We start from the raw sequence: 22,667 nt of genomic DNA, 5'->3' as shown, positions 1-22,667 counted from the left end.
CTACCCCGGCACACTGACCTCGGTCAAACCCATCGCCGAATCAGCGGGCAGATCGAGACGGCTCGGCGCGATGCCGGCTTTCACCAGGTGCGAGCCGAGCGCGGCCACCATGGCGCCGTTGTCGGTGCAGAGACCCGGCCGGGGCACCCGCACCGCGATCCCGTGCCGGGCGGCGCGCTCCTCGGCGAGCACCCGCAAACGCGAGTTCGCCGCCACCCCGCCCCCGATCACCAGGGTCCGCACCCCGGTGGACCGGCACGCGTCGATCGCCTTCGCGGTCAGCACGTCACAGACCGCCTCCTGGAAACTCGCCGACACGTCGGCCACCGGCACCGGCTCACCGGCCCGCTCCCGCGCCTCCACCCAGCGTGCCACCGCCGTCTTCAGCCCCGAGAAGGAGAAGTCGAACCGGTGCGCCACCATGTCTTTCGGCGCGGTCAGGCCCCGTGGGAAGTGGATCGAGGCGGCATCGCCGTCGCGGGCCGAGCGGTCGATGATCGGCCCGCCCGGGAAGCCCAGCCCGAGCAGCCGGGCCACCTTGTCGAACGCCTCACCGGCCGCGTCGTCGATGGTCGCGCCGAGCGGGGTCACCCCGGCGGTCAGGTCGTCGACGAGCAGCAACGACGAGTGGCCGCCGGAGACCAGCATCGCCACCGCCGGCTCGGGCAGCGGCCCGTGCTCCAGCGTGTCCACCGCCACGTGCGCGGCCAGGTGGTTGACGCCGTAGATCGGCTTCTCGGCGGCGAGCGCATAACCCTTCGCCGCGGCCACACCGACCAGCAGCGCGCCGGCCAGGCCGGGGCCGCTGGTCACCGCGATCGCATCGACGTCGGCCAGGGTCACCCCCGCCTCGTCCAGGGCCCGCTGCATCGTCGGGACCAGCGCCTCCAGGTGCGCGCGGCTGGCCACCTCGGGCACCACCCCACCGAACCGGGCGTGCTGGTCCACACTGGATGCCAGCGCGTCGGCGAGCAGGGTGTGGCCGCGCACGATGCCGACACCGGTCTCGTCGCAGGAGGTCTCGATCCCGAGGACCAGGGGTTCGTCACGCATCGCGCATCATCACCAGGGCGTCCGTGTTGCTGGGTTGGTAGTAGCCGCGCCGGATGCCGACCGGCTCGAAGTCGTAGCTCGCATACAGCCGTTGCGCCGAGGCGTTGTCGACGGCCACCTCGAGCAGGGTCTTGCGGGTGCCACGGCGGGCCGCCTCGGCGAGCAGCGCCTCCAGCAGCCGCCGGCCGAGGCCGTGCCGCTGGGCGTCCCGCCGGACCGCGATGTTCTGCACCCAGGACTCGTGCTCGTCCACCACGGACAGTCCGGCGTAGCCGGCGACCCGGTCCTCGTGCGTCGCCACCAGATAGAACTGGCGGGTGGCCAACTCGTTCCAGAACATCGCGGCGGACCACTTCTCCGGGCCGAAGAGGTCCTCCTCGATCGGCAGCACCTCGTCGATGTGCCACCAGCGGAACCGCTCGATCTCCATCAGGTCAGCACCGGCTTACGGGCCGACGGCTCGACCGCGTCCGGCCGCCGCAGGTAGAGCGGGGTGAGGATCTCGCTCGGCGCGGCCCCGCGGATGCGGTCGGCGGCGAGCGCGACCAGCGCGGCACCCGGCGGATAGAGCAGATGTTCCTCGACGGGTACGCCGAACAGGTCCCCGTATTTCAGTGCACCCTCGCCCGCCGCCCGGTCCACCAGGCCGGCAACCGTGGCCTCCGCCTCGACCGACTCGTCCGCCGTCCCGGGCAGCAGGCCCGCGGGCAGGGCCGAGCCCACCGCGCCGTGCAGCAGACCGGCCACGTCCGCCGGTTTCGCCACCTCGGGGCCGGACGTCCGCTCGCCGTCGGCATACGTCGCGAAATACACCTCACGGCGCCGGGCGTCCGTCGCGATCAGCACCCGTCCCGGACCCGCCGCCCGGCCCAGGCCGTCCAGCGAGCACACCCCGTAGGTCGGGATGCCCAGCGCGTGACCCATGCTCGCCGCGGTCGCCAGCCCGACCCGCAGGCCGGTGAACGGTCCGGGGCCGAGCCCGGCCACGATCGCGGTGAGGTCACGCGGTCGCAGCCCGGCGTCGGCGAGCACGGCGGCGATCTCCGGGGCCAGTCTCTCCCCGTGCGCGCGTGGATCGACGGTGCGGCGCTCGGCGATCCCGGACAGCCCGTCCGGGGTCACCTCGACGAGCGCCGCCGTCGACGCGGGGGTTGCGGTGTCCAGAGCCAGTACCAGCACAGCGAAACCCTAGACGGTGGCCCGCGGGTCCCAGTCGATGACCGGCCGTCCACCATCCGCCAGGGCCTTGTTGGCCGCGCTGAACGGGCGGCTGCCGAGGAACCCGACCCGGTTCAGCGGGCTCGGGTGGCCGGCCTCCAGGACCGCGTGCACCGGATTGGTGACCAGCACCGCCTTCTTCTTCGCATAGCTGCCCCAGAGCAGGAACACGATCCGCTCGTCACGCTCGTTGAGCGCCTTGATGGTGGCGTCGGTGAACGCCTCCCAGCCCTTGTTGGCGTGCGACCCGGCCTTGCCCGCCCGGACCGTCAGCACCGCGTTCAGCAGCAGCACACCCTGCTTCGCCCAGCCGGTCAGGTCGCCACCCGGCGGCTTCGGCACGTTCAGGTCCTCGTTGAGCTCCTTGAAGATGTTGCTCAACGACGGCGGCCGGCGGACACCCTCGCGCACGCTGAAGCTCAGCCCGTGCGCCTGGCCGGGCCCGTGGTACGGGTCCTGGCCCAGGATCAGCACCCGGGTCTGAGCCGGCGAGCACAGCCGGTACGCCGCGAACAGATCCTCCACCGGCGGGTAGATCGTCTCCGTCGCATACTCCTCGGCCACCCACGTCCCCAGTGCGGTGGTCGCGGCGGCGTCGAGGTGGGGGGTCAGCTCGGCGCGCCACTCGGCCGGCAGATGCTCGATCAGGTTCACATGGTCTCCAGTCGGTGTGCCCAGTCGCCGCCGTGCGGCAGCAGTTCGACGGTGCGGGTGTCGTCGTCCAGCCGGTCCAGCCGGACCTGTAAGTATTCGTCGTTGAGCTGCTCGACCAGGCCGACGCCCCACTCGACGACGGTGACCGCGCCGTCGGCGGAGGCGTCCAGGTCCAGGTCGTCGATCTCGGCGCGCGGGTCCGGGCGGTCACCCAGCCGATACGCGTCGGCGTGCACCAGCGGCACCGGGCCACGGTGCACCCGGGCGATGACGAAGGTCGGGGAGGTGATCGGGCCCTGCACGCCGAGACCGGCGCCGATGCCCTGGGCCAGGGCCGTCTTACCGGCACCCAGCGGGCCGGTCAGCAGCACCAGATCGCCGGGCCGGAGGACGCCCGCCAGCCGCCGCCCGAACTCGCGGGTGTCCTCGACGGTCTTCAACTTCACGTGAGTTTCTCCAGGAAGGGGATCAGCGCGGCGTTGACCTGGTCGGCTTTCTCCAGCATCACCACATGACCGCTGTTCTCGATCGTCAACAGCTCGGCCTCGGGCAGGTTCTCGATGATCTGCTCGGAATGCGTCACCGGGGTCAGATAGTCACGGTCGCCGACGACGACCAGCACCGGGACGCCGCGCAGGGCGGACAGCGCCGGGAAGCGGTTGTGCGTGTAGAGCGTCTGCAGATACTTGGTCAGCGTCTCCGCCGACGTCCGGGAATTCATGCTCTCCACGAACGTGACCAGCGACGGGCTGGGCTTGGCCTCGCCGAATCCATACCGCCGGGTCAGCAGCCACGCCAGGTCGGAGGAGACCACGCGGGCCCGGTCGATGGTGCCGCCGCCGAGCTGGGCCGCCTTGTCCCACAGCGGGAAGAACGGGGCGCTCACCCGGGCCACCATGTTGCTGATACCGAGCTTGGCCTTGTCGAAGAGGCCGGCCGAGGTGGAGATCAGGACCACGCCGGTCACCCGGTTGCCGAACCAGGCCGGGAACTGCTCGGCGAACGCCATGATCGTCATGCCGCCCATCGAATGCCCGACCAGGATGATCCGGCCCTCCGGCACGGCCTCGGTCAGCACCGCGGCCAGCGACCGGCCCAGGGCGGCCAGATCGTACGTCCCGGATTTCAGTTTGCTGGACCGACCGTGACCCGGCTGGTCGTAGAAGACCATCCGGTGGGTCCCCCGCTCGGCCAGCACCTTGCGCTGGAAGTAGAAGGTGCCCATGTCCAGCGCGAACCCGTGCACGAAGACGATGGTCGGCTCATCGGGCGCACCGGCCGGCTCGATGATCTCCACATGCAGGTCGGTGCCGTCCGCGGCGGTGACCGTCAGCTCACGGTCGAACGGCTGGTCACCGAACGGCTCCTCGACATAGGGGTCGCCGGGCACGTTGACCGAGCGCCGCACCAGCGCCCGCTCCACCGCGAAGGCGGTGGCCAGACCGGCCGCGGCGACGCCCACCGCGGCCCCGAATATGCCCGCACCCTTGGCGACCCGCGATCGCTTCTTCACCGGGCCACCTCCCTGACGTGGCGACGCGGCACGCGGTCAGCCGTCACCGTGTTCTTCACCGGGCCGCCTCCCCGACGTAGTGGCGTGGCACGCGGCTGCTGCCGAACCGGGTGACGATCTCGTAGTTGATCGTGCCGGTGGCGGCGGCCCAGTCGTCGGCGGTCGGCTCGCCGTCGTCACCCGGACCGAACAGGGTCGCCACGTCGCCGGCCACCACCGGCTCGTCGCCCACGTCGATGACGATCTGATCCATGCAGACCCGCCCGGCGATCCGGGCCGTCGTGCCGCCCACCCGCACCGGGCCGGCGCTCGACGCATGCCGGGGCACACCGTCGCCGTAACCCAGCGGCACCACGGCCAGGGTGGTCTCCCGCGACGTCGTGTAGGTCAACCCGTAGGACACGCCCTGACCGGCCGGGACCCGCTTGGCCAGGGTCACCCGGGCGCGCGCCGTCATGGCCGGCCGCAAACCGTAGGTCTCCCCCGCGATCGGCGACAGACCGTAGGCCGCGATGCCGGCCCGGACCAGGTCGAAATGCGTGTCCGGCCGGGTCAGCGTGGCCGCCGAGTTGGCGATGTGGCGATGGCGCGGGGTGATGCCGTAGGTCGCGGCCAGCGCCAGTCCCTCGTGGAAGGCGGCCAGCTGACGATCGATCGACTCGTGGCCCGGCTCGTCGGCACAGGCGAAGTGGCTCCACACCCCGACCGCCTCGAGGTCACCGCCGGCCTGGGCCTTGGCCGCCGCCTCCAGCAGGGCCGGCCACTCGGCGACGCCCGCGCCGCCGCGAGCCAGCCCGGTGTCCAGCTTGAGATGCACGCGGGCCGGCCGCCCGGCCCGGCGGGCCGCCGCCACCAGCTCGTCCACCAGGCCGGTCGTCGCGGCGCTCAGGTCGATACCGGCCTCGACGCCCTCGTGCAGCGGCAGGCCCGGACTGAGCAGCCAGGCCAGAACCGGCGCCTCGACACCCGCCCGGCGCAGCGCGAGCGCCTCGTCGAGAGTGGCGACCCCCAGCCATGCGGCGCCGCCGGCCAGCGCGGCCCGGCCGGCCGGCACCAGGCCGTGGCCGTAGCCGTCGGCTTTGACCGCCACCAGCACCTCGGCGGAGGTACGGGCGCGCAGCATCGCGACGTTGTCCCGGATGGCGTCCAGATCGACGCGGACTTCGGCCTGCCACATGCCTCCACCCTACTGAGGCGTATGACAATTCCGTTCGGTCATCCCGCTCCGCAGCCCCGGCCCCGATCGGCGCATCGACCGCCCGCTGCCGTTGCCTCCGTCAGTTCAAGAGAACCGCTCGCTGCCGGTGCCTCCGTCAGTCCAGGAGAACCGCTCGCTGCCGGCGCCTCCGTCAGTTCAGGAGATCGGCGAGCACGGGGCGCAGGGCGGCCGCCACGTCGGACGCCGTGGCCGGCCCGTCCACCGCGGCCCGGCGGCCCGCCAGCCCGTGCACGTAGGCGGCGGCGACCGCGGCACGGACCGCCGGCAGACCGGCCGCCAGCAGCGATCCGAGCAACCCGGCGAGCACGTCCCCGCTGCCGGCCGTGGCCAGGGCCGGGCTGCCGGTGGGATTGGCCCAGATCTCCCCCGACGGGGTGGCGACGATGGTCCGGTCACCCTTCAGGAGCACCACGGCGTTGGTCCACGCGGCCAGCCGGGCGGCCGCAGCGGCCCGGTCGGAGCCCGGCGCCTCCCCGGCCAGCCGCTTGAACTCGCCATCGTGGGGGGTCAGCACCAGCGGCGCGTCCCGGCGCAGGTCGTCGGCGTGCTCGCCACCGACCAGCAGGTTGATCGCGTCCGCGTCGAGCAGCACCGGCAGAGCGGTCGCCAGCACGCTGCGCAGCTCGGTCCGGGCCTCGGCGCCGGAGCCGAGACCGGAGCCACAGACCCAGGCCTGCACCCGGCCGGCGTCGGCCACCCGGTTCGCGACCACCACCGACGGATGGGCACGGACGACCTCGCGGTGCGCGCTGCCCGCGTACCGCACCATGCCGGACGGGCCGGCCAGCGCCCCGGCGGTGGAGAGCAGGGCGGCACCCGGGTAGGACGCCGAGCCGGTAGCCAGGCCGACCACACCACGGGTGTACTTGTCCGAGGTGGCGCCGGGCCGGGGCCACCACGCGGCGATGTCGGCCGCGTCGGGCACCCGGACCGCGGGATCGCCGGTCAGAGCCGGGCCCAGGCCGATGTCGACGAGATCCACGTGACCGCAGCGCACCGCGGCCGGACCGAGCACGTGTGCCGGCTTGAGACAGCCGAAGGTCACCGTGACGTCGGCGGTCACCGCGTCACCCGGCACGTCGCCGGTGTCCACGGTCACACCACTCGGCACATCGACAGCCACCACCACGGCCCGCTCACCGTCCCGGCCGCGCAGGGCGGCGAGGTCGCGTACGATCGCCGCCGCCTCCGGCCGAAGGCCGCCACTCGCCCCAATCCCGACTATGCCGTCCAGCACCAGATCGGCCCGCGGCGGCAGGTCACGGGTGGTGAATCCGCCCGCCTGGCGCAACGCGGTCAGACCGGCCAGGTGGACCCGCTCCGGCGTCAGCAGCAACGCCCGGACCTGGGCACCCCGCCTCGCCAGTGCGGCACCGGCGTAGAGGGTGTCGCCACCGTTGTCGCCGCTGCCCACCAGCAGCAGGACACGAGCGCCGTAGACCCCACCGGCATCCTCCAGCAGCAGGGCGCAGCGCCGGGCCAGACCGGCGGCCGCCCGCTGCATCAGGGCGCCCTCGGGCAGCGTCGCCATCAGGTTCTTCTCGGCCGCCCGTACCTCGCCGACCCGCCATGCCTGCCGCATGATTCCTCCCCTTGTCCGCTGCCCGCCGGGCGGCGACCGATCGACGGCGCCGCCTGCCGCCGTGGCAATCGACGACGCCGCCCGCCGCCGTGTCGATCGACGACTACCGCTTACCGCCGTGGCGATCGGTTTCCCGCTGTGACGATCGACGGGTGCCGGTCTCCCGGCCCGTCGGTCACTCGCTTCCCGCTTCGGCGACCACCATCGCCGAGGCGATCCCACCGTCGTGCGACAGAGACAGGTGCCATCGGCCGATGCCTCGCTCGGTCGCCGCGGCGGCGACCGTACCGGAGACGGTCAACCACGGGCGGCCGTCCGGGTCGGTGACGATCTCGCAGTCGTGCCACCGCATGCCGACCGGTGCGCCGAGCGCCTTGGCGACCGCCTCCTTCGCCGCGAACCGGGCGGCGAGCGACTCGGCGGACCGCGGATTCCCGGACCTGGTCAGCCGCTCGGCTTCGGTGAAGAGCCGGTCCGCGAGCAGCGGGGTCCGGTCCAGCGCGCGGGCGAAACGTTCCACCAGAACGACGTCGATGCCGACAGACACGATCACAACGTCACCCTATCGGCGCATCCGGTCACTTTCCCGGGGCCGCCCGCCTATCAGGACGTCGCCGGCGGGCGCAAGGCCTGTGGACGGTCGTCCACAGGCTGTCCCGGGCGGCTCCGCCGGGCCTCTAACGTCGGCGCATCCCCCCGCCCTCCATGGAGGTTTGCCCGATGAATCCCGACTTCGAGGTCGACACCGAGGGCCTGCGCCAAGACGCGGCGGCCATCACCGCCCTGGCCGGCCGGATCACCGGCGCCGCCGCGTCGGCACCCTCCGCCGACCCGGCCCCACGCTGGGCGACCACCGCCGCGACCGACCTCGCCACCGACGCCGCGCGGCGGATGACGATCGCCCTCGGTCACGACACCGCCGAGACGGCGTCGCAGCTGCGAGCGGCCACCGAGGCCTATCAGGAGGCCGACGCCCGCGCCGCGGCCCGGCTGTCCCTCACTCCCGCCCGGGCGGCCCGGTGAACGCCGTCGACTCCCCCGCGGTCACCTACGCCCGCCTCCGGGCGACGGATCCCGGCCGCTGGCTGTCCACCGCGCTCGCCTGGCGCCGGTGGGCCGCACTCGCCGGCGCGCTCTGCGCCGAATTCGGCCCCCTGCTCACCCGATTGCGGGCCTCCTGGGCGGGCCCGGCGGCCGAGGCCGCCCTGGCCCGGCTCGGCGCGCTGCGCCGCCGGGCGGCGTTCTTCCGGGTCGTCTGCTGGCGTGCCGACCAGACGCTCAGCGAGTTCGCGGCGGCCCTCGGCCGGGCCCGCACGCTCCTCGACCGGGCATCCGCGGCGGCGCGACGTTCCGGCCTGGTCATCGACGATTCCGGTACGGTCCACGGCCGCCCCGGCAGCGATGAGGCGGTCAGATCGGTGGCCGCCGACCTGACCACCGCCCTGACCGTCGCCGCCGAGGCCGACAGCACCGCCGCGGCCCGGCTCGGCACCCTGGCCGATCTCCCGCCCGCTCCCGTCCCCGCCGCGTTCCCGCCGTGCACCGCCTCGCCCGGCGAGGTCCGGCAGTGGTGGGAGCAGTGGTCCCCGGCCGAGCGCACCTGGCTGCTGGTCACCTACCCGGCCGCGTTCGCCGGCGCCGACGGCATCCCGATCGCCGACCGTGACATCGCGAACCGGCTCCTGCTCGACGACGCCCGGCTCGAACTGGACCGCATGCGAACCGCCGGCGTGGACCGCGGACGGGTCCGTGACCTGCGCGACGGGCTGGACAGACTGACCGCACGCCTGGAGGAGGAGGGCGCGCCCCGGGCGTACCTCATTGGTCTCGGCCTGGAGGGGGAGGGCCGTGCCGTGGTCGCCCTCGGTGACCCGGACCGCTCGGCCCACGTCCTCACCCACGTGCCCGGCATGACCTCGGACCTGAGGTCGCTGGGCGGGGAGCTGACCCGGGCCGAACGGGTGGCGGTGCGTGCCGGCGAGCTGGGCCCGGCGGAGTCGGCGAGCACGGTGCTGTGGCTCGACTACGACGCCCCCGATTTCGTGCACGAGGCCGCCTCGGACCGTCAGGCGCGGGACGGCGCCCCGGAGCTGACCCGCTTCCAGGAGGCGCTGCGGGCCACCCATCAGGGCGGGCCGGCCCATCAGACGGTGCTGGGCCACAGTTACGGCTCGCTGGTGGTGGGCAGGGCGGCGGCCGCCGGTGGGCTGCCGGCCGACACCGTGGTCTTCGTCGGCTCGCCGGGCGTCGGCGTGGACTCGGCGTCGGAGCTGCGGTTCCCCGCCGACCGGGTGTGGTCGACGACGTCGCTCACCGATCCGATCCAGTACGCCGCGATCGCCCCGAAGGACGTACTCCCGGACGGCCGGAGACATCTGTGGTTCGGCCGGAACCCGAGTGAGCCCGGTTTCGGCGCCCGCGTCTTCCCCAGCCAGTTCGACGCGGGCCACCTCGGCTACTGGGACCGGGGCGGGCCGGCCCTCGACGCCCTCGCCCGGATCACTCTGGGCGGGGCGCCGTGAGCCGGCACCTCAGCGGCCGGTCACTCGACGGTGACCGACTTGGCCAGGTTGCGGGGCTGGTCGACGTCGTAACCACGGGCCGAGGCGATCTCGCAGGCGAGGATCTGCAGCGGCACCGTGGTCATCAGCGGGGCGAGGAGGGTCGGCGTGTGCGGCACGTAGATCAGGTGGTCGGCGAACTGCCGGACGTCCTCGTCGCCCTCCTCGGCGATCACGATGGTGCGGGCGCCGCGGGCACGCACCTCCTGGATGTTCGAGACGACCTTGTCGCGCATCACACCGCGCCCCTGCGGGGACGGCACCACGCAGACCACCGGGGTGCCCTCGTCGATCAGGGCGATCGGGCCGTGCTTGAGCTCACCGGCGGCGAAGCCCTCGGCGTGGATGTACGCGAGCTCCTTGAGCTTGAGCGCGCCCTCCAGCGCCACCGGGAAGCCGACGTGCCGGCCGATGAAGAGCATCGTCGAGGCCGTCTTGAGGTCCCGGCCGAGGGCCCGCACCTCCTCCATCCGGCCGAGCAGGTCACGCAGGTTGTCCGGGGTGCGGCGCAGGCGCGACACCACGGCGGCGACCTCGTCGGCGTACATCACTCCGCGGATCTGGGCCAGGTGCAGGCCGATCAGGTAACAGGCGACGAGCATGGTCAGGAACGCCTTGGTGGAGGCCACCGCGATCTCCGGGCCACCGTGGGTGTAGAGGACGGCGTCGGACTCGCGCGGGATGGTCGAGCCGTTGGTGTTGCAGATGGCGAGGACGCGGGCCTTCTGCTCCTTGGCGTGCCGGATCGCCATCAGGGTGTCCATGGTCTCGCCGGACTGGCTGATCGCGATGACCAGGGTGGAGCGGTCCAGGATCGGGTCGCGGTACCGGAATTCGCTGGCCAGCTCCACCTCGCAGGGGATGCGGACCCAGTGCTCGATGGCGTACTTGGCAACCATGCCCGCGTGGTAGGCGGTGCCGCAGGCGACGATGAACACCTTGTCGACGTCACGCAGGTCCTGGTCGGTCAGGCGCACCTCGTCCAGGATGATCTCGCCACGCTCGGAGAGCCGGCCCAGCAGGGTCTCCGCGATGGCCTGCGGCTGCTCGGCGATCTCCTTGAGCATGAAGTATTCGTAGCCGCCCTTCTCCGCGGCCGAGGCGTCCCAGTCGATGTGGAACTCGGTGCCGGTGGCCGGGGACCCGTCGAAGCCGGTGATCTCGATGCCGGCCGGGGTGATCAGCACGATCTGGTCCTGGCCCAGCTCGATCGCCTCGCGGGTGTGCTCGATGAAGGCGGAGACGTCGCTGGCCAGGAAGTTCTCCCCGTTGCCGCGGCCGACCACGAGCGGCGAGTTGCGCCGGGCGGCGACGACCGCGTCGGGCACGTCGACGTCGACGGCGAGCAGCGTGAAGGCACCTTCGAGTCGTTTGGCCACGCGGCGCATGCCCTCGGCGAGCAGGGCCGGCCCGTCCTCCGCGCCGGACTCGCGCAGGGCGCGCATCTCGGCGGCGAGCAGGTGGGCCGCGCATTCGGTGTCGGTGTCGCTGCGGAACTCGACACCGGTCGCCTCGAGTTCGGCGCGCAGGCGGCCGAAGTTCTCGATGATGCCGTTGTGGATGACGGCGACCCGGCCGTCGACGGAGACGTGCGGGTGGGCGTTGCGGTCGGTGGGGCCGCCGTGGGTGGCCCAGCGGGTGTGACCGATGCCGGTGACGCCGGCTTCGATGCCGTCGCCGGTCCGCTCGGCGAGGGCCTTCTCCAGGTTGGCGAGCTTGCCCGCCTTCTTCTCGGTCTTGACCAGGCCGCTGTCGACGATGGCGACGCCCGCGGAGTCGTAACCGCGGTATTCCAGGCGGCGGAGCCCGTCGATGACGATACTCAACGCCGGACGATTACCTACGTAACCCACGATCCCACACATGACGGGCAGCCTAACCGACTTTCGCTCAGCCGTCATGCTCGAGAGACGTACTTATGAGCATCGCATGTGATCGGAACTCTAGTTCAACCACGTCGTCATCTCTGTGGCCCATACGGGTGGTTGATCCTCCCCGTGCGTCGCTGGCGTACCGTCGAAAGACGGTGCCCCACCGGGAGGAAAGATGAGCGACCCGAGCGAGCCCCGGCAACCGCCGCGGCCGCCTCAGTTCACCCCACCACCGGACTACCCCCCGACCGCTCAGTTCCCGCCGGTCGGCCCCGATCCGAACACCGGGTACGCCCCGCCGCCCTACGACCCGAACACCGGCTACGCGCAGCCGGCGCCGTATGACCCGAACACCGGCTACGCGCCGCCGCCGTACGACCCGGCCTCCGGCTACCCGCCGCAGCCGGGTTACGGCGTGCCGCCCGGTCACGGTCCGGCGCCCCGCCGGCCGCGCCGGAGCAACACCCCGATGATCGCCCTGGTCCTCGCCGTCACGCTGCTGCTCTGCGGCGGTGTGGTGACCGCCGGGGTGCTCCTGGTCGGACGGATCGGCGACAAGGTCCAGGAGGTCACCGAGCCGATCGCCAACCCGACCCTGCCCGACGACCTGCTGCCCACCGGGGCGCCGGACTTCCCCGGCCTGCCGACCGGCTTCCCGGATCTCCCCGCCCTGCCCACCGGCATTCCCGGCATCGGCGAGGGCAAGGAGATCACCGTGACGTATGAGGTGACCGGCGACGGACCGGCCGAGATCCTCTACATGGAGAAGCTGGACGGCACACCGAAGCGGGTCGGCAACGCCAGGCTGCCGTGGAAGATCACGGCCCCGATGAAGGGCCCGTCGGTGATCTCGGTCGTCGCGATGCGCACCGGCGTCGACGACGGTGCGATCAGCTGCCGTGCCAGCGTCGACGGCAAGCAGGTGGCCGAGAACTCCGCGCGGGGCAGCGTCGCCACCGTCACCTGCTACGAGCTGGTCCTCTACTGATCATCCGACACCACGGCAGGCAGGGAGCACGGTGACCACCTCGACCCCGGCGGATCCGCTCGTCGCGCGGATGCGCCCGTTCGGCACGACGATCTTCACCGAGATGTCGGCGCTCGCGGCCCGGACCGGGGCGGTCAACCTCGGTCAGGGCTTCCCCGACACGGACGGCCCGCCGGAGATGCTGGCCGCGGCCGCCGAGGCGCTGGCCACCGGGGCGAACCAGTACCCGCCGCTGGCCGGCATTCCCGCGCTCCGGCAGGCGATCGCCGTGCACGAGCAGCGGTTCTGGAGTCTGGAACGGGATCCGGACGGTGAGGTCGCGGTCACCGCCGGCGCCACCGAGGCCATCGCGGCGGCGATCCTGGCGCTCTGCGAGGCGGGTGACGAGGTGGTGTGCTTCGAGCCGTACTACGACTCGTACGCCGCCTCGATCACGCTGGCCGGAGCGGTCCGCCGGCCGGTCACGCTGCGCCCGGGACCGTCCGGGCGGTACGAGTTCGACCCCGCGGAGCTACGGGCGGCATTCGGCGGGCGGACCCGTCTGGTGCTGCTGAACTCGCCGCACAACCCGACCGGCAAGGTGTTCACCCCGGCCGAGCTGGACCTGATCGCCGGCCTGTGCCAGGAGTTCGACGTGTTCGCCGTCACCGACGAGGTGTATGAGCATCTGGTCTTCCCGGACGCCGCGGCACCGCACGTGCCACTGGCATCGTTGCCGGGCATGCGGGACCGTACGCTGCGTATCTCGTCGGCGGGAAAGACCTTCTCCTGCACCGGCTGGAAGGTCGGCTGGGCCACCGGCCCGGTCCGGCTCGTCTCGGCGATGCTGCGGGTCAAGCAGTTCCTGACCTTCGTCAACGCCTCGCCCCTGCAACCCGCCGTGGCGGTGGCGCTGGGCCTGCCGGACTCCTACTTCACCGGCTTCACCGCGGGTCTGCGGGATCGCCGGGACCGTCTGGTCGCCGGGCTCACCGAGGCGGGCCTGGCCGTTCTGCCGTCGGAGGGCACCTATTTCGTGACCGCCGACATCCGCCCCCTGGGCGGGACCGACGGCGTCGAGTTCTGCCGTGGGCTGCCCGCCCGCTCCGGGGTGGTGGCGGTGCCGACCCAGGTCTTCTACGACCATCAGGACGCGGGCCGGCACCTCATCCGCTTCGCCTTCTGCAAACGCCCCGAGGTGATCGACGAGGCGGTCCGCAGGCTGAAGACCTAGGCCGGACTCGCCGACCGGACCTCTTCGGCGATCCGCTCGGCCACGGCACGGGCCTGGTCCTCGGTGGCGGCCTCGACCATCACCCGGACCAGCGGCTCGGTGCCGGAGGGGCGCAGCAGCACCCGGCCGGTCTCGCCGAGCTCGTTCTCGGCGAGCGCGACCGCGGCCTGCACGGTCGGGGCGGCGGCGCCCGCGTCCCGGTTGCCTACCTTCACGTTGATCAGCACCTGCGGCAGCTTGTGCACGACGGCGGCCAGGTCGGCCAGCGACTTGCCGGACGCGGCGATCTGGGCCATCAGGTGCAGGCCGGTGAGCACGCCGTCGCCGGTGGTGGCGAAGGCCGGCATCACGATGTGCCCGCTCTGCTCGCCGCCGAGGGCCAGACCGCCGTTCTGCAGCTCCTCCAGCACGTACCGGTCGCCGACCTTGGTCTCCAGCAGCCGGATGCCGGACTGCTTCATGGCGATCCGCAGTCCCAGGTTGCTCATCACGGTGGCGACCAGGGTGTCGTCGGTGAGAGTGCCGGCGTCCCGCATGGCCAGGGCCAGGATGGCCATGATCTGGTCACCGTCGACGATCTCGCCGGAGGCGGTGACGACCAGGCAGCGGTCGGCGTCGCCGTCGTGGGCGATGCCGAGGTCGGCGCCCTCCCGGAGTACGACCTCCCGAACCGCTTCGAGGTGGTTGGAGCCGCAGTCCAGGTTGATGTTCAGCCCGTCCGGCTCGGCGTGGATGGCGATGACGTCGGCGCCGGCCTCCCGGTACGCCACCGGCCCGACCTCACTGGCCGCCCCGTTGGCGCAGTCGACGACGACCTTGAGCCCGTCGAGCCGGTGCGGGATCGACTCGATCAGGTGCCTGATGTAGTGCTCGGCGCCGTCGAGCAGGTCGTTGACCCGGCCGATCCCGGCGCCGGTGGGGCGGCCGAGGAGCCCGTGGCCGTCCGTGACCGCCTTCTCGATCCGCTCCTCGAGCTCGTCCGGCAGCTTGGTGCCGCCGGCCGCGAACAGCTTGATGCCGTTGTCGGCCATCGGGTTGTGCGACGCGGAGATCATCACCCCGAGGTCGGCGTTGGTCTGCCCGACCAGGTAGGCGACGGCCGGCGTGGGGAGCACTCCGACCCGGACCACGTTGGCGCCGGCGCTGGCCAGCCCCGCGACGACGGCGGCTTCCAGCATCTCGCCGCTGGCTCTGGGGTCACGCCCCACGATGGCGAGCGGCGGATGGCTGCCGTCTGTCTCGACCAGCACCCGGGCCGCCGCGACGGCGACCGCGAGGGCCAGTTCCGGAGTGAGCAGCTCGCCGTTCGCGAGGCCGCGAACGCCGTCCGTGCCGAAGAGTCGCCCCATGGCGGCTTCCTTTCACCGGTGATTGCGACCTCAAGCCTGCATCAGCGTTCGGCTGGTCACGAGTACCGGAACGGCTAGTTGGGGAGGGAGGCGAAGCAAACATCGACGGCCGAGCACATCCCCTGGAAGAGGGACGTGCTCGGCCGTCGATACAGACCGAGGCGCAAAAATCAGCGCTTCGAGTACTGCGGAGCCTTACGGGCCTTCTTGAGGCCGTACTTCTTGCTCTCCTTGACCCGGGCGTCACGGGTCAGGAAGCCGGCCTTCTTCAGAGCGGGCCGGTCGTCCGGGTCGTTCTCGATGAGCGCCCGGGCGATGCCGAGGCGGAGGGCGCCGGCCTGACCGGTGATGCCACCACCACGGAGGTTCGCGATGACGTCGAACTGCTCGGTCCGCTCAGCGGTCACCAGCGGCTCACGGATGAGCTGCTGGTTGACCTTGCTCGGGAAGTAGTTCTCGAGGTCACGGCCGTTACAGGTGATCTTGCCGTTGCCGGGCACGAGACGCACCCGGACGATGGCCTCCTTGCGGCGGCCGACGGTCTGGATCGGACGTCCACCGGGGCGCGGGGCGCGGACCGGGGCCGGCGCGGCCGTCTCGACGACGACGACCGTCTCAGCGGGCTCCTCGACGGTCTCGACGACCTCGGGCTCGATGATGTCGGACATGCTGCTGCCTTCTCCCGCGCTCACTGCGCGATCTGCTTGATTTCGAACGGCTGGGGCTGCTGAGCGGCGTGCGGGTGCTCAGCGCCCGGGTAGACCTTCAGCTTCTTGATGATCTGCCGCGCGAGCTTGTTGTGCGGGAGCATGCCCTTGACGGCCAGCTCGATCGCCTTCTCGGGGCGCTTGGTCAGCAGCTCCTCGTAGCCGACCTGCTTGAGACCACCCGGGTAACCCGAGTGGCGGTAGGCGACCTTGGTCTGACGCTTGTTACCGGTCAGCGCCACCTTGCCGGCGTTGATGATCACAACGAAGTCGCCGGTGTCGACGTGCGGGGCGAACGTCGGCTTGTGCTTGCCGCGCAGAAGTGTCGCGGTGTGGGTAGCCAGGCGGCCCAGAACGACGTCAGAAGCGTCGATAATGTGCCACTGACGCTCGATCTCACCCGGCTTCGGGCTGTACGTACGCACAGAATTACCTTGTCTCGTCGTCGGTCTGGGGGTGCGCGCTGGTCGCATCGAGTAGATGCGTCAAGCAACCCCGCAGAGGGACCACTCGCATCAGTCGCACAACAGCAGGCAACAATACCCGGCTGCGCGGCGCGTGGTCAAAACAGGCAGTGTTCGGGGCACCGAGCATCCGGCGAAGGTTCTGGTTGCAAACCCTCAGCCCTGGTGGAACTCCAAACGAATCCCAGCATACTCCGCGGGGTGGATCCCTCCGCAGCGGGTCGTATCCACCATGCCCGACCGACCCGCCCGGCCCACCCGCCTGACTTAGCAGGCTCGAAACAAATGGGACGCCCGTAGGAAATTCCACCCCGGCAGGCTTCGGTGCATGGCCAACGGTGCGCACCCCAGCACGACGCGGCCCGGCATTGGCCGAAGCCGCGTTTCCGGGCGCACCATGGAGACACCACCGTCAGGGTTGAGGACGGACCTGACGGTGTTCACCGGGCCGGCTCGCCGGTGCGGTGAGGAGGAGTCGCGGCGTGCCCCGGACGGAGGCATGGCGAGGACCGCAAGCGTGACGTGGGAGCGGGTCTACGCTGAGGACGGCGGGCTTCGAGCGTGCCCTTCGGTGGACCGTTCGGCCACGCCGCGACTTCTCGACCCGGGGATCGGATGACCGACCGGACCCCGGGCGCCCGACGGGCGGTTCTGACGGCGGCCGCCCTGGCGGAGCCGACGGCCGTGCTGTCCGGCTACACCATCGGCGTGACCGCCGACCGTCGTAAGGACGAGCTGGCCACCCTCCTGGAGGCGCGTGGCGCCCGGGTGGTGCTGGCCCCGGCCCTGCGGATCGTCCCGATCTCCGACGACGCCGAACTGCGGGCCGCCACCCGCGCGTGCCTCGACACCCCACCCGACATCGTGCTGGTCAACACCGGCATCGGCATGCGCGGCTGGCTGGAGGCCGCGGAGAACTGGGGGCTCGGCGAACCTCTGCGCGCGGTCCTCGCCCGGGCCTACCTGGTGGCCCGCGGCCCCAAGGCCCGCGCCGCGGTCCGCACCGCCGGGCTGCGTGACCAGTGGTCGCCCGACGGCGAGGGCTACGAGGAGGTCGTCGACCACCTGACCGCCCGGGGCGTCGCCGGCCTGACCGTCGCCATGCAGTTGCACGGTGAGAGCCAGCCGGAGTACACCGAGGCCTTGGAGTCGGCCGGCGCCCGGGTCATCGAGCTACCGGTCTACCGCTGGGCCCCGCCGACCGACCCGGCACCGCTGCACCGGCTGGCCGATCTGATCACGGGGCGCCTGGTCGACGCCGTGACGTTCACCTCCGCCGCTGCCGTGCAGGCCGTCCTGCGTGCCGCCGGTCCCGGCGTCGACAGTCTGCTGGACGCTCTCCGCGACGACGTGATGGCCGCCTGCGTCGGCCCCGTCACCTCGGCACCGCTGCGCCGGCAGGGCATCCCGGTGGTCACTCCCGGGCGGGCCAGGCTGAGCGCTCTGGTTCGTACCATCGTCGATGAACTGCCGAAGCGGGCGGTGACCCTCCAGGTCTCCGGACACTCGATCACCCTGCGCGGCCATGCCGCGGTGGTCGACGGCGAGTTGCGCCCGCTGGCGCCCGCCCCGATGGCGGTCCTCCGGGCGCTCGCCACCTCACCCGGCCGGGTCCTGTCCCGCGCCGCGCTGCTGCACGCGCTGCCCCGCGGCGCCGACGAGCACGCCGTCGAGATGGCGGTGGCTCGACTCCGGGCCGGTCTGGCCGTGCCCGGAGTCGTGCAGACCGTCGTGAAACGCGGTTACCGCATCCCTTCGTGAAACCGGTCAGCCGACCGGCGCGGCCCGCTCGTGCTCGGTCACCAGGGTCGCCATCGCGTGCTCGACCACACTGATCAGCACCGCCTTCACCGAGTCCCGGTGCCGGGCGTCGCACATGACCAGCGGTACCCGCGCCGGGATGGCCAGCGCCTCCCGGACCTCCTCCGGCTCGTAGCGGGGCGCCCCGTCGAAACAGTTGACCGCCACGAGGTACGGCAGATGCCGGTTCTCGAAGTAGTCGAGAGGCGCGAACGCGTCGGTGAGCCGGCGGGTGTCCACCAGCACGGCCGCGCCGACCGCACCGCGGATCAACTCGTCCCACATGAACCAGAACCGGGTCTGTCCGGGCGTGCCGAACAGGTAGAGGATCAGGTCCTCAGCCATGGTGATCCGGCCGAAGTCCATGGCGACCGTGGTGCTGCCCTTCTCCGGCACCTTGGAAGCGTCGTCGATCCCCTGACCGGCCACCGTCATCACCGCTTCGGTGGTGAGCGGCTCGATCTCGGAGACCGCCCCGACGAGCGTCGTCTTGCCCACGCCGAAACCACCGGCGACGACGATCTTCGCGGAGGTGATCTCGGTGGGATGCGGCCGCGGCCGCTCCTCAGAGCTTGCGAAGTCCACCCAACACCCTTCCCAGCAGGTCCATCCGCTCCGTGAAGCCGGTCTTGGGAGCGGCACTGTGCAGCTGAAGCAATCCGTCGGCGACCATGTCGGCGACGAGCACCCGGGTTACCCCCAGTGGTAACCGGGTGTGCGCGGCGAGCTCGGCGAGCGAAAGTGCTTTCGGCTCACACAGCACGGCTATGCGGTACTTGTCGTGACCGGCGAAACGCGCCTCCTGCACGGCCGCCTGGCTCGCGAGCAGAAGCGCTTCGATCGGGATGTCCCGGCTCGGTTCGGTCCGGCCGCGCGTGACCGCGTACGGCCGCACCAGGTTGCCCCGGGGATCATGCGGCAGTGTCATGTCGCGGTCACCTCATCTCCGCCAGGGCGAACAACCCCGGCGACTAGTGGCTGACGGCCTCGCGCGCCGCTGGCGACAGTGCCGCACCGACACGCTCCACCAACAGGGCCATCTCGTAGCCGACCTGGCCGACGTCGCAGTTGCGCGCCGCCAGGACCGCCATCGACGAACCGTCGCTGATGGACATCAGGAAAAGATAGCCGCTGTCCATTTCGATGATGGTCTGTTGAACCGCACCGGCGTTGAACATCCGGGACGCGCCGTCCGTGAGACTGACCACGCCGGAGGTGATGGCGGCGAGTTGGTCGGCGCGGTCGCCCGGCAGATCCCGGGACGAGGCCAGCAGCAGCCCGTCGGCGGAGACCGCGATCACGTGCGCGATGCCCGCGACGCTGTCGGCGAAGTTGCTGAGCAGCCAGCCCATGTCGTGCATGGTGGGGGGCCTGGTCACTGTTCCTTCTCCTTAGGAGCCTGTGTTGCCACGGCGGCGGTTTCGGCAACGCCGTCCGTCCGCCCTCGTTGCACTCCTCTGTGATACGCGGAAAGTAGCCCGCGGACCTCATCCGGACTGCGACGCTGTTGCGCCCGCGGGATGGGCTCCACCCCGCCGGGAACGAGCTGAGCCTGTGGAATCCGTTTGGGGAGCCCGGATCGGGTGGTGCCGGCGTCCCGCGGGTCGGAGGCCGCCAGGGCCCGGTGCCAGCCCTCGTCGGCGGCGGTCCGCCAGCGTTCGTCCCCGTTCGGGCGCGGTTTCGGGACGGCGTGACCGGAAGGCTCCGTCGGACCGGACGGGGCGGGCTGGGCAGAAACGGACACGGGGGTCGGCGGTGGGGCGTACCCCGCGGTCGGCATGCCGTGTGCGTCGGCCGCCGCGGCCGCCGCTTCCTCCTCAGCCGCTTCGTCCTCACCCGCGAACCAGGTCGGCTGCATCGCCACCTGGATCGGCTCCGGCGGCGCCGGAGCCGCTGGAGGCGGGGTGGGCGTGGGCGCCTCTGCCGCGGGTACCGGGTCCACCGGCTTGGGAACCCGCGTCGGCAAGGGCGGGCGATTCGGCGTCGGGTGCAGATCCAGATCAGACACGGGTACGTCGGAGAGCGGCGCCCGCACCGGAGCCGGAGCCGGCGGTGGAGCGGTACGCACGACCGGCCGTGCCTCCGGGCCGCGCGGTATCCCGATCGGCAGCTGAGGTGGCGGACCGGGCCGGGTCCAGCTGGCCGCCCGCGGTGGCAGGGCACTCGGCCCGCCCGGCATGACGACGATGTCGGCCGGCAGCACCGCCTCGGCGACGACGCCGCCGTCCTGGCCGGCCCGCAGTTCGACACGGATGCCGTGCCGGGACGCCAGCCGACCGATGACCGCGATGCCCATCAACCGGAACGCGGAGGCGTCCACATCGGCCGGTTCGCCGAGCTTGAGGTTGAGCTGCTCCATCTGCTCGGCGGAGATGCCCAGGCCACGGTCCTCGATCCGGATCACGACCTGATCTCCGTTACGCCCGGCCCGGGCCATCACCACGGTTTCCGGCGCGGAGAAACGGGTGGCGTTGTCGAGCAGTTCGGCGATCAGCCGGACCACGTCGTTGACGGCGGCCGCGGCGATCAGCACGTCCGTGTCGACGGTGCCGAACTCGATCCGGTGGTACAGCTCGATCTCGGACTGGGCGGCACGCAGCGCATCGATCAGCAGGGCGTCCTCGCGACGCGGGGTGCCGACCTCGGCGCCGGCCAGCACCAGCAGGTTCTCGTCGTTGCGGCGCATCCGGGTGGCGAGGTGGTCGAGCTCGAAGAGGCGGGCGAGCCGCTTCGGGTCCTCCTCCATCCGCTCGATCTGGTCGAGTTCGCCGATCATCCGGTCGACCAGCGACTGACTGCGCCGGGCCAGGCTGAGGAACATGGTGGAGAGGCTGATCCGCAGGGCGGCCTGCTCGGCGGCGACCCGGATGGCCTCCCGGTGCACCATGTTGAAGGCCTCGGCCACCTCGCCGAACTCGTCGCGGTCGGCGACCTGGATCGGGTCGCGGCTCTGCGCGACGATCCGGTCGACGCCGCCCTCACCGAGGCTCTCGACGTCTTGGAGGAGACTGACCGCCTCGGGCAGGTCCCGGCTGGCCACCGCGAGGGCGCCTTCCCGCAGCCGGCGCACCGAGAACAGCAGTGACCGGCCCAGGTAGACGGCGATCGTGACGGTCGCGATCAGCACCACCAGCACCGTGATGAGCTCCACGGTGGCCAGGCGGGTGGTGGAGGTCCGCTCGTCCTCGGCGAGGGTCACGGCCTGGTCCTCCAGCTGCCGTTCGACGCCGCGGAACAGCACGATCACGCCGTCGAAGGAAGCGGAGACGTCGGCCAGGTCGGCCGCTCCGTCACCGGTCAGGCGGGCGCTCAGCTCGTCGGCCCGGACGATCAGCGGGTCGGCGAGGACCGAGTCGACCAGGGCGACCTGGTCGCGGGTGGCCACCTCGCGGAGGTCGGCGAGGGCCGAGGCGCGGGTGGTCTGCGTCGCGATCAGTGCCCGCTGCCGCTCGGCGTCGAGACTGTTCGTGGCCCGGGCGAGGTACGCCAGTGCGGCCTGATCGGCGGCGGCGGCCTCCAGTTCGGTAAACGCGGCGACCGTACGCAGGCTGTCGGCGACCGCACCGCGCTCGGCGACCTGGCTCAGCAGTCCCTCGTATCCGGTCAGCCCGGCCAGGAGGGCGCTGTAGCGCTGCGCGGCGTCGGCCGGGCTGGTGCCACCGCGTGCACCGACCGCGGTCCGTAGTTCGTTGAGGCCGCCGAGCTGTCCGTCGATGGCGGCGAGGCGGGTCTCGACCCGGTCCGGGATCGAGACGATCGCGGCGCGGTCGGTGCGGAAGGTCTGCGCCTGTGCGTCGACCGCCTTGGCCGCCTCACGGAGGCGGGTCTCCGGCCGGTCCGGCGTGGCCAGGAACTCGATGGCGGCCATCCGCTCGTCGTGCAGCAGACGGCTCAGGTTGGAGATGTCGGTGCCCAGTTCGGCGAGTTGCGCGACCCGTTCGGCGTCACTGGCCTCCTGGCCGACTTCCAGCAGCCGTATCGAGGAGACGCCGGCCACCGCGAGAAGGGGCAGGAGAAGCATGCCGGCGAGCCGGGTGCGAAGCCGTGACCGGCGCTGGCTCCGAAGCCCACGTCGCGCAGCCAGGGGCGAGGATCCCGTGCTCACGACATCTCCTTCACGGTCGTCCCCGCTCCGCACCACGGCGGGAGCCGGCCCATTCCAGGCCGCGGTCCGGCCCCGTCCGGAGCCCGCAGCAAGGCCCGCGCCGTTTTCGGCACGGCGGCGATTTCATCAGAACGCCAGGCCTTTGGGAAGTCTGGATCCTCCTGTAAAAGGCTCCGCTGTCCGGGTGATAATCGCGCGTGAGTTCGTCCGGCGTCCACTCTCGCGGCGTTGACGTGCACGAATACGTCACGCACAACCGTCCGTGAGGTCATGATCACCGGACACCATCAGGATTCCAACCACTATGTGGGAGTTCCGTCCCGCGACCTCGATGAACACGGTGGCAAGGTTTGGCGTGACACGACGGACT

Annotated in this window: 22 protein-coding genes; 5 read left to right on the top strand and 17 right to left on the bottom strand. The window is 71.8% G+C overall.

Features of this window, described 5'->3' with window-relative positions; translation table 11 throughout:
• The 9 genes from tsaD to BC793_RS30295 all read right to left on the bottom strand — a co-directional run bounded on the left by tsaD (position 1) and on the right by BC793_RS30295 (position 7,792).
• Positions 1-1,053: a tRNA (adenosine(37)-N6)-threonylcarbamoyltransferase complex transferase subunit TsaD gene (gene tsaD, locus BC793_RS30335; RefSeq protein WP_109598691.1), complete on the bottom strand. Its 1,053-nt coding sequence runs from the start codon at positions 1,051-1,053 to the stop codon at positions 1-3.
• Positions 1,046-1,483, bottom strand: a complete 438-nt coding sequence (rimI, locus tag BC793_RS30330) for a ribosomal protein S18-alanine N-acetyltransferase (RefSeq protein ID WP_109598689.1) — start codon at positions 1,481-1,483, stop codon at positions 1,046-1,048. The genes tsaD and rimI overlap by 8 nt, the downstream gene beginning before the upstream one ends.
• A complete protein-coding gene (gene tsaB / locus BC793_RS30325) occupies positions 1,483-2,232 on the bottom strand; it encodes a tRNA (adenosine(37)-N6)-threonylcarbamoyltransferase complex dimerization subunit type 1 TsaB (RefSeq protein ID WP_109598687.1) in 750 nt (249 codons plus the stop codon). Before tsaB ends, rimI begins: the two co-directional genes overlap by 1 nt.
• A gap of 9 nt (positions 2,233-2,241) precedes the next feature.
• On the bottom strand, positions 2,242-2,925 hold the full coding sequence (gene ung / locus BC793_RS30320) for a uracil-DNA glycosylase (protein ID WP_109598685.1): 684 nt from the start codon (positions 2,923-2,925) through the stop codon (positions 2,242-2,244).
• Positions 2,922-3,371 carry a tRNA (adenosine(37)-N6)-threonylcarbamoyltransferase complex ATPase subunit type 1 TsaE gene (gene tsaE / locus BC793_RS30315; protein WP_109598683.1) on the bottom strand — a complete coding sequence of 150 codons (450 nt, stop codon included), beginning with the start codon at positions 3,369-3,371 and terminating at the stop codon, positions 2,922-2,924. The genes ung and tsaE overlap by 4 nt, the downstream gene beginning before the upstream one ends.
• The gene (locus BC793_RS30310; protein ID WP_109598681.1) at positions 3,368-4,438 is read right to left on the bottom strand and encodes an alpha/beta fold hydrolase; all 1,071 of its coding nucleotides are present in this window, start codon (positions 4,436-4,438) and stop codon (positions 3,368-3,370) included. Before BC793_RS30310 ends, tsaE begins: the two co-directional genes overlap by 4 nt.
• Positions 4,439-4,493: 55 nt before the next feature.
• Complete coding sequence (gene alr / locus BC793_RS30305) at positions 4,494-5,615, bottom strand: alanine racemase (RefSeq protein ID WP_109598679.1); 1,122 nt, start codon at positions 5,613-5,615, stop codon at positions 4,494-4,496.
• Between the two features lie 172 nt (positions 5,616-5,787).
• The gene (locus tag BC793_RS30300; RefSeq protein ID WP_109598677.1) at positions 5,788-7,239 is read right to left on the bottom strand and encodes an NAD(P)H-hydrate dehydratase; all 1,452 of its coding nucleotides are present in this window, start codon (positions 7,237-7,239) and stop codon (positions 5,788-5,790) included.
• A 175-nt stretch (positions 7,240-7,414) separates the two neighbouring features.
• On the bottom strand, positions 7,415-7,792 hold the full coding sequence (locus tag BC793_RS30295; protein ID WP_109598675.1) for a holo-ACP synthase: 378 nt from the start codon (positions 7,790-7,792) through the stop codon (positions 7,415-7,417).
• 167 nt (positions 7,793-7,959) lie between these two features.
• Here BC793_RS30295 and BC793_RS30290 point away from each other — a divergent pair, with 167 nt between their 5' ends.
• Together BC793_RS30290 and BC793_RS30285 are read left to right on the top strand one after the other, a co-directional pair.
• Positions 7,960-8,262, top strand: coding sequence for a type VII secretion target (locus BC793_RS30290; RefSeq protein ID WP_158319410.1), 303 nt, complete (start codon positions 7,960-7,962; stop codon positions 8,260-8,262).
• On the top strand, positions 8,259-9,761 hold the full coding sequence (locus BC793_RS30285; RefSeq protein ID WP_109598671.1) for an alpha/beta hydrolase: 1,503 nt from the start codon (positions 8,259-8,261) through the stop codon (positions 9,759-9,761). Before BC793_RS30290 ends, BC793_RS30285 begins: the two co-directional genes overlap by 4 nt.
• Positions 9,762-9,781: 20 nt before the next feature.
• Here the strand turns inward: BC793_RS30285 and glmS are convergent, their stop codons facing one another.
• Positions 9,782-11,665, bottom strand: coding sequence for a glutamine--fructose-6-phosphate transaminase (isomerizing) (gene glmS, locus BC793_RS30280; RefSeq protein ID WP_109598669.1), 1,884 nt, complete (start codon positions 11,663-11,665; stop codon positions 9,782-9,784).
• A 181-nt stretch (positions 11,666-11,846) separates the two neighbouring features.
• On the opposite strand from glmS, the gene BC793_RS30275 reads away from it, so the two are divergent.
• The gene (locus BC793_RS30275; RefSeq protein WP_109598667.1) at positions 11,847-12,659 is read left to right on the top strand and encodes an MmpS family transport accessory protein; all 813 of its coding nucleotides are present in this window, start codon (positions 11,847-11,849) and stop codon (positions 12,657-12,659) included.
• A 31-nt stretch (positions 12,660-12,690) separates the two neighbouring features.
• The gene (locus BC793_RS30270) at positions 12,691-13,872 is read left to right on the top strand and encodes a pyridoxal phosphate-dependent aminotransferase (RefSeq protein ID WP_109598665.1); all 1,182 of its coding nucleotides are present in this window, start codon (positions 12,691-12,693) and stop codon (positions 13,870-13,872) included.
• Here BC793_RS30270 and glmM read toward each other — a convergent pair.
• The 3 genes from glmM to rplM form a co-directional block, all read right to left on the bottom strand.
• Complete coding sequence (gene glmM, locus BC793_RS30265) at positions 13,869-15,221, bottom strand: phosphoglucosamine mutase (protein ID WP_109598663.1); 1,353 nt, start codon at positions 15,219-15,221, stop codon at positions 13,869-13,871. The two genes, BC793_RS30270 and glmM, sit on opposite strands and share 4 nt — an antisense overlap.
• Before the next feature lie 170 nt (positions 15,222-15,391).
• Complete coding sequence (rpsI, locus tag BC793_RS30260) at positions 15,392-15,889, bottom strand: 30S ribosomal protein S9 (RefSeq protein ID WP_109598661.1); 498 nt, start codon at positions 15,887-15,889, stop codon at positions 15,392-15,394.
• Positions 15,890-15,909: 20 nt separating this feature from the next.
• A complete protein-coding gene (gene rplM / locus BC793_RS30255; RefSeq protein ID WP_109598659.1) occupies positions 15,910-16,353 on the bottom strand; it encodes a 50S ribosomal protein L13 in 444 nt (147 codons plus the stop codon).
• Positions 16,354-17,007: 654 nt separating this feature from the next.
• Between rplM and BC793_RS30250 the strand changes: the two genes are divergently transcribed.
• Positions 17,008-18,153, top strand: coding sequence for a uroporphyrinogen-III synthase (locus BC793_RS30250; RefSeq protein WP_109598658.1), 1,146 nt, complete (start codon positions 17,008-17,010; stop codon positions 18,151-18,153).
• Between the two features lie 6 nt (positions 18,154-18,159).
• Here the strand turns inward: BC793_RS30250 and BC793_RS30245 are convergent, their stop codons facing one another.
• Genes BC793_RS30245 through BC793_RS30230 form a run of 4 tightly spaced genes read right to left on the bottom strand, consistent with a single transcriptional unit; the run spans position 18,160 to position 22,213 of the window.
• On the bottom strand, positions 18,160-18,777 hold the full coding sequence (locus BC793_RS30245) for a GTP-binding protein (protein ID WP_109598656.1): 618 nt from the start codon (positions 18,775-18,777) through the stop codon (positions 18,160-18,162).
• The gene (locus BC793_RS30240) at positions 18,758-19,120 is read right to left on the bottom strand and encodes a DUF742 domain-containing protein (protein WP_109598654.1); all 363 of its coding nucleotides are present in this window, start codon (positions 19,118-19,120) and stop codon (positions 18,758-18,760) included. Before BC793_RS30240 ends, BC793_RS30245 begins: the two co-directional genes overlap by 20 nt.
• Before the next feature lie 43 nt (positions 19,121-19,163).
• The gene (locus tag BC793_RS30235) at positions 19,164-19,571 is read right to left on the bottom strand and encodes a roadblock/LC7 domain-containing protein (RefSeq protein WP_109598652.1); all 408 of its coding nucleotides are present in this window, start codon (positions 19,569-19,571) and stop codon (positions 19,164-19,166) included.
• A complete protein-coding gene (locus BC793_RS30230; protein ID WP_239170302.1) occupies positions 19,568-22,213 on the bottom strand; it encodes a sensor histidine kinase in 2,646 nt (881 codons plus the stop codon). Before BC793_RS30230 ends, BC793_RS30235 begins: the two co-directional genes overlap by 4 nt.
• Positions 22,214-22,667: the final 454 nt, after the last annotated feature.

Source organism: Actinoplanes xinjiangensis, assembly GCF_003148685.1.
GTDB lineage: Bacteria > Actinomycetota > Actinomycetes > Mycobacteriales > Micromonosporaceae > Actinoplanes > Actinoplanes xinjiangensis.
Note: the sequence above shows the minus strand (reverse complement) of the source record. Positions and strands in the feature narration are given on the sequence as shown.

Excerpts from the sequence above, each read along its gene's own strand:
- tsaD (WP_109598691.1), bottom strand. The coding sequence starts at position 1,053 with ATGCGTGACGAACCCCTGGTCCTCGGGATCGAGACCTCCTGCGACGAG.
- rimI (WP_109598689.1), bottom strand. The coding sequence starts at position 1,483 with ATGGAGATCGAGCGGTTCCGCTGGTGGCACATCGACGAGGTGCTGCCG.
- alr (WP_109598679.1), bottom strand. The coding sequence starts at position 5,615 with ATGTGGCAGGCCGAAGTCCGCGTCGATCTGGACGCCATCCGGGACAAC.
- BC793_RS30300 (WP_109598677.1), bottom strand. The coding sequence starts at position 7,239 with ATGCGGCAGGCATGGCGGGTCGGCGAGGTACGGGCGGCCGAGAAGAAC.
- BC793_RS30290 (WP_158319410.1), top strand. The coding sequence starts at position 7,960 with ATGAATCCCGACTTCGAGGTCGACACCGAGGGCCTGCGCCAAGACGCG.
- glmS (WP_109598669.1), bottom strand. The coding sequence starts at position 11,665 with ATGTGTGGGATCGTGGGTTACGTAGGTAATCGTCCGGCGTTGAGTATC.
- BC793_RS30275 (WP_109598667.1), top strand. The coding sequence starts at position 11,847 with ATGAGCGACCCGAGCGAGCCCCGGCAACCGCCGCGGCCGCCTCAGTTC.
- glmM (WP_109598663.1), bottom strand. The coding sequence starts at position 15,221 with ATGGGGCGACTCTTCGGCACGGACGGCGTTCGCGGCCTCGCGAACGGC.
- rpsI (WP_109598661.1), bottom strand. The coding sequence starts at position 15,889 with ATGTCCGACATCATCGAGCCCGAGGTCGTCGAGACCGTCGAGGAGCCC.
- BC793_RS30250 (WP_109598658.1), top strand. The coding sequence starts at position 17,008 with ATGACCGACCGGACCCCGGGCGCCCGACGGGCGGTTCTGACGGCGGCC.
- BC793_RS30240 (WP_109598654.1), bottom strand. The coding sequence starts at position 19,120 with ATGACACTGCCGCATGATCCCCGGGGCAACCTGGTGCGGCCGTACGCG.
- BC793_RS30230 (WP_239170302.1), bottom strand. The coding sequence starts at position 22,213 with ATGCTTCTCCTGCCCCTTCTCGCGGTGGCCGGCGTCTCCTCGATACGG.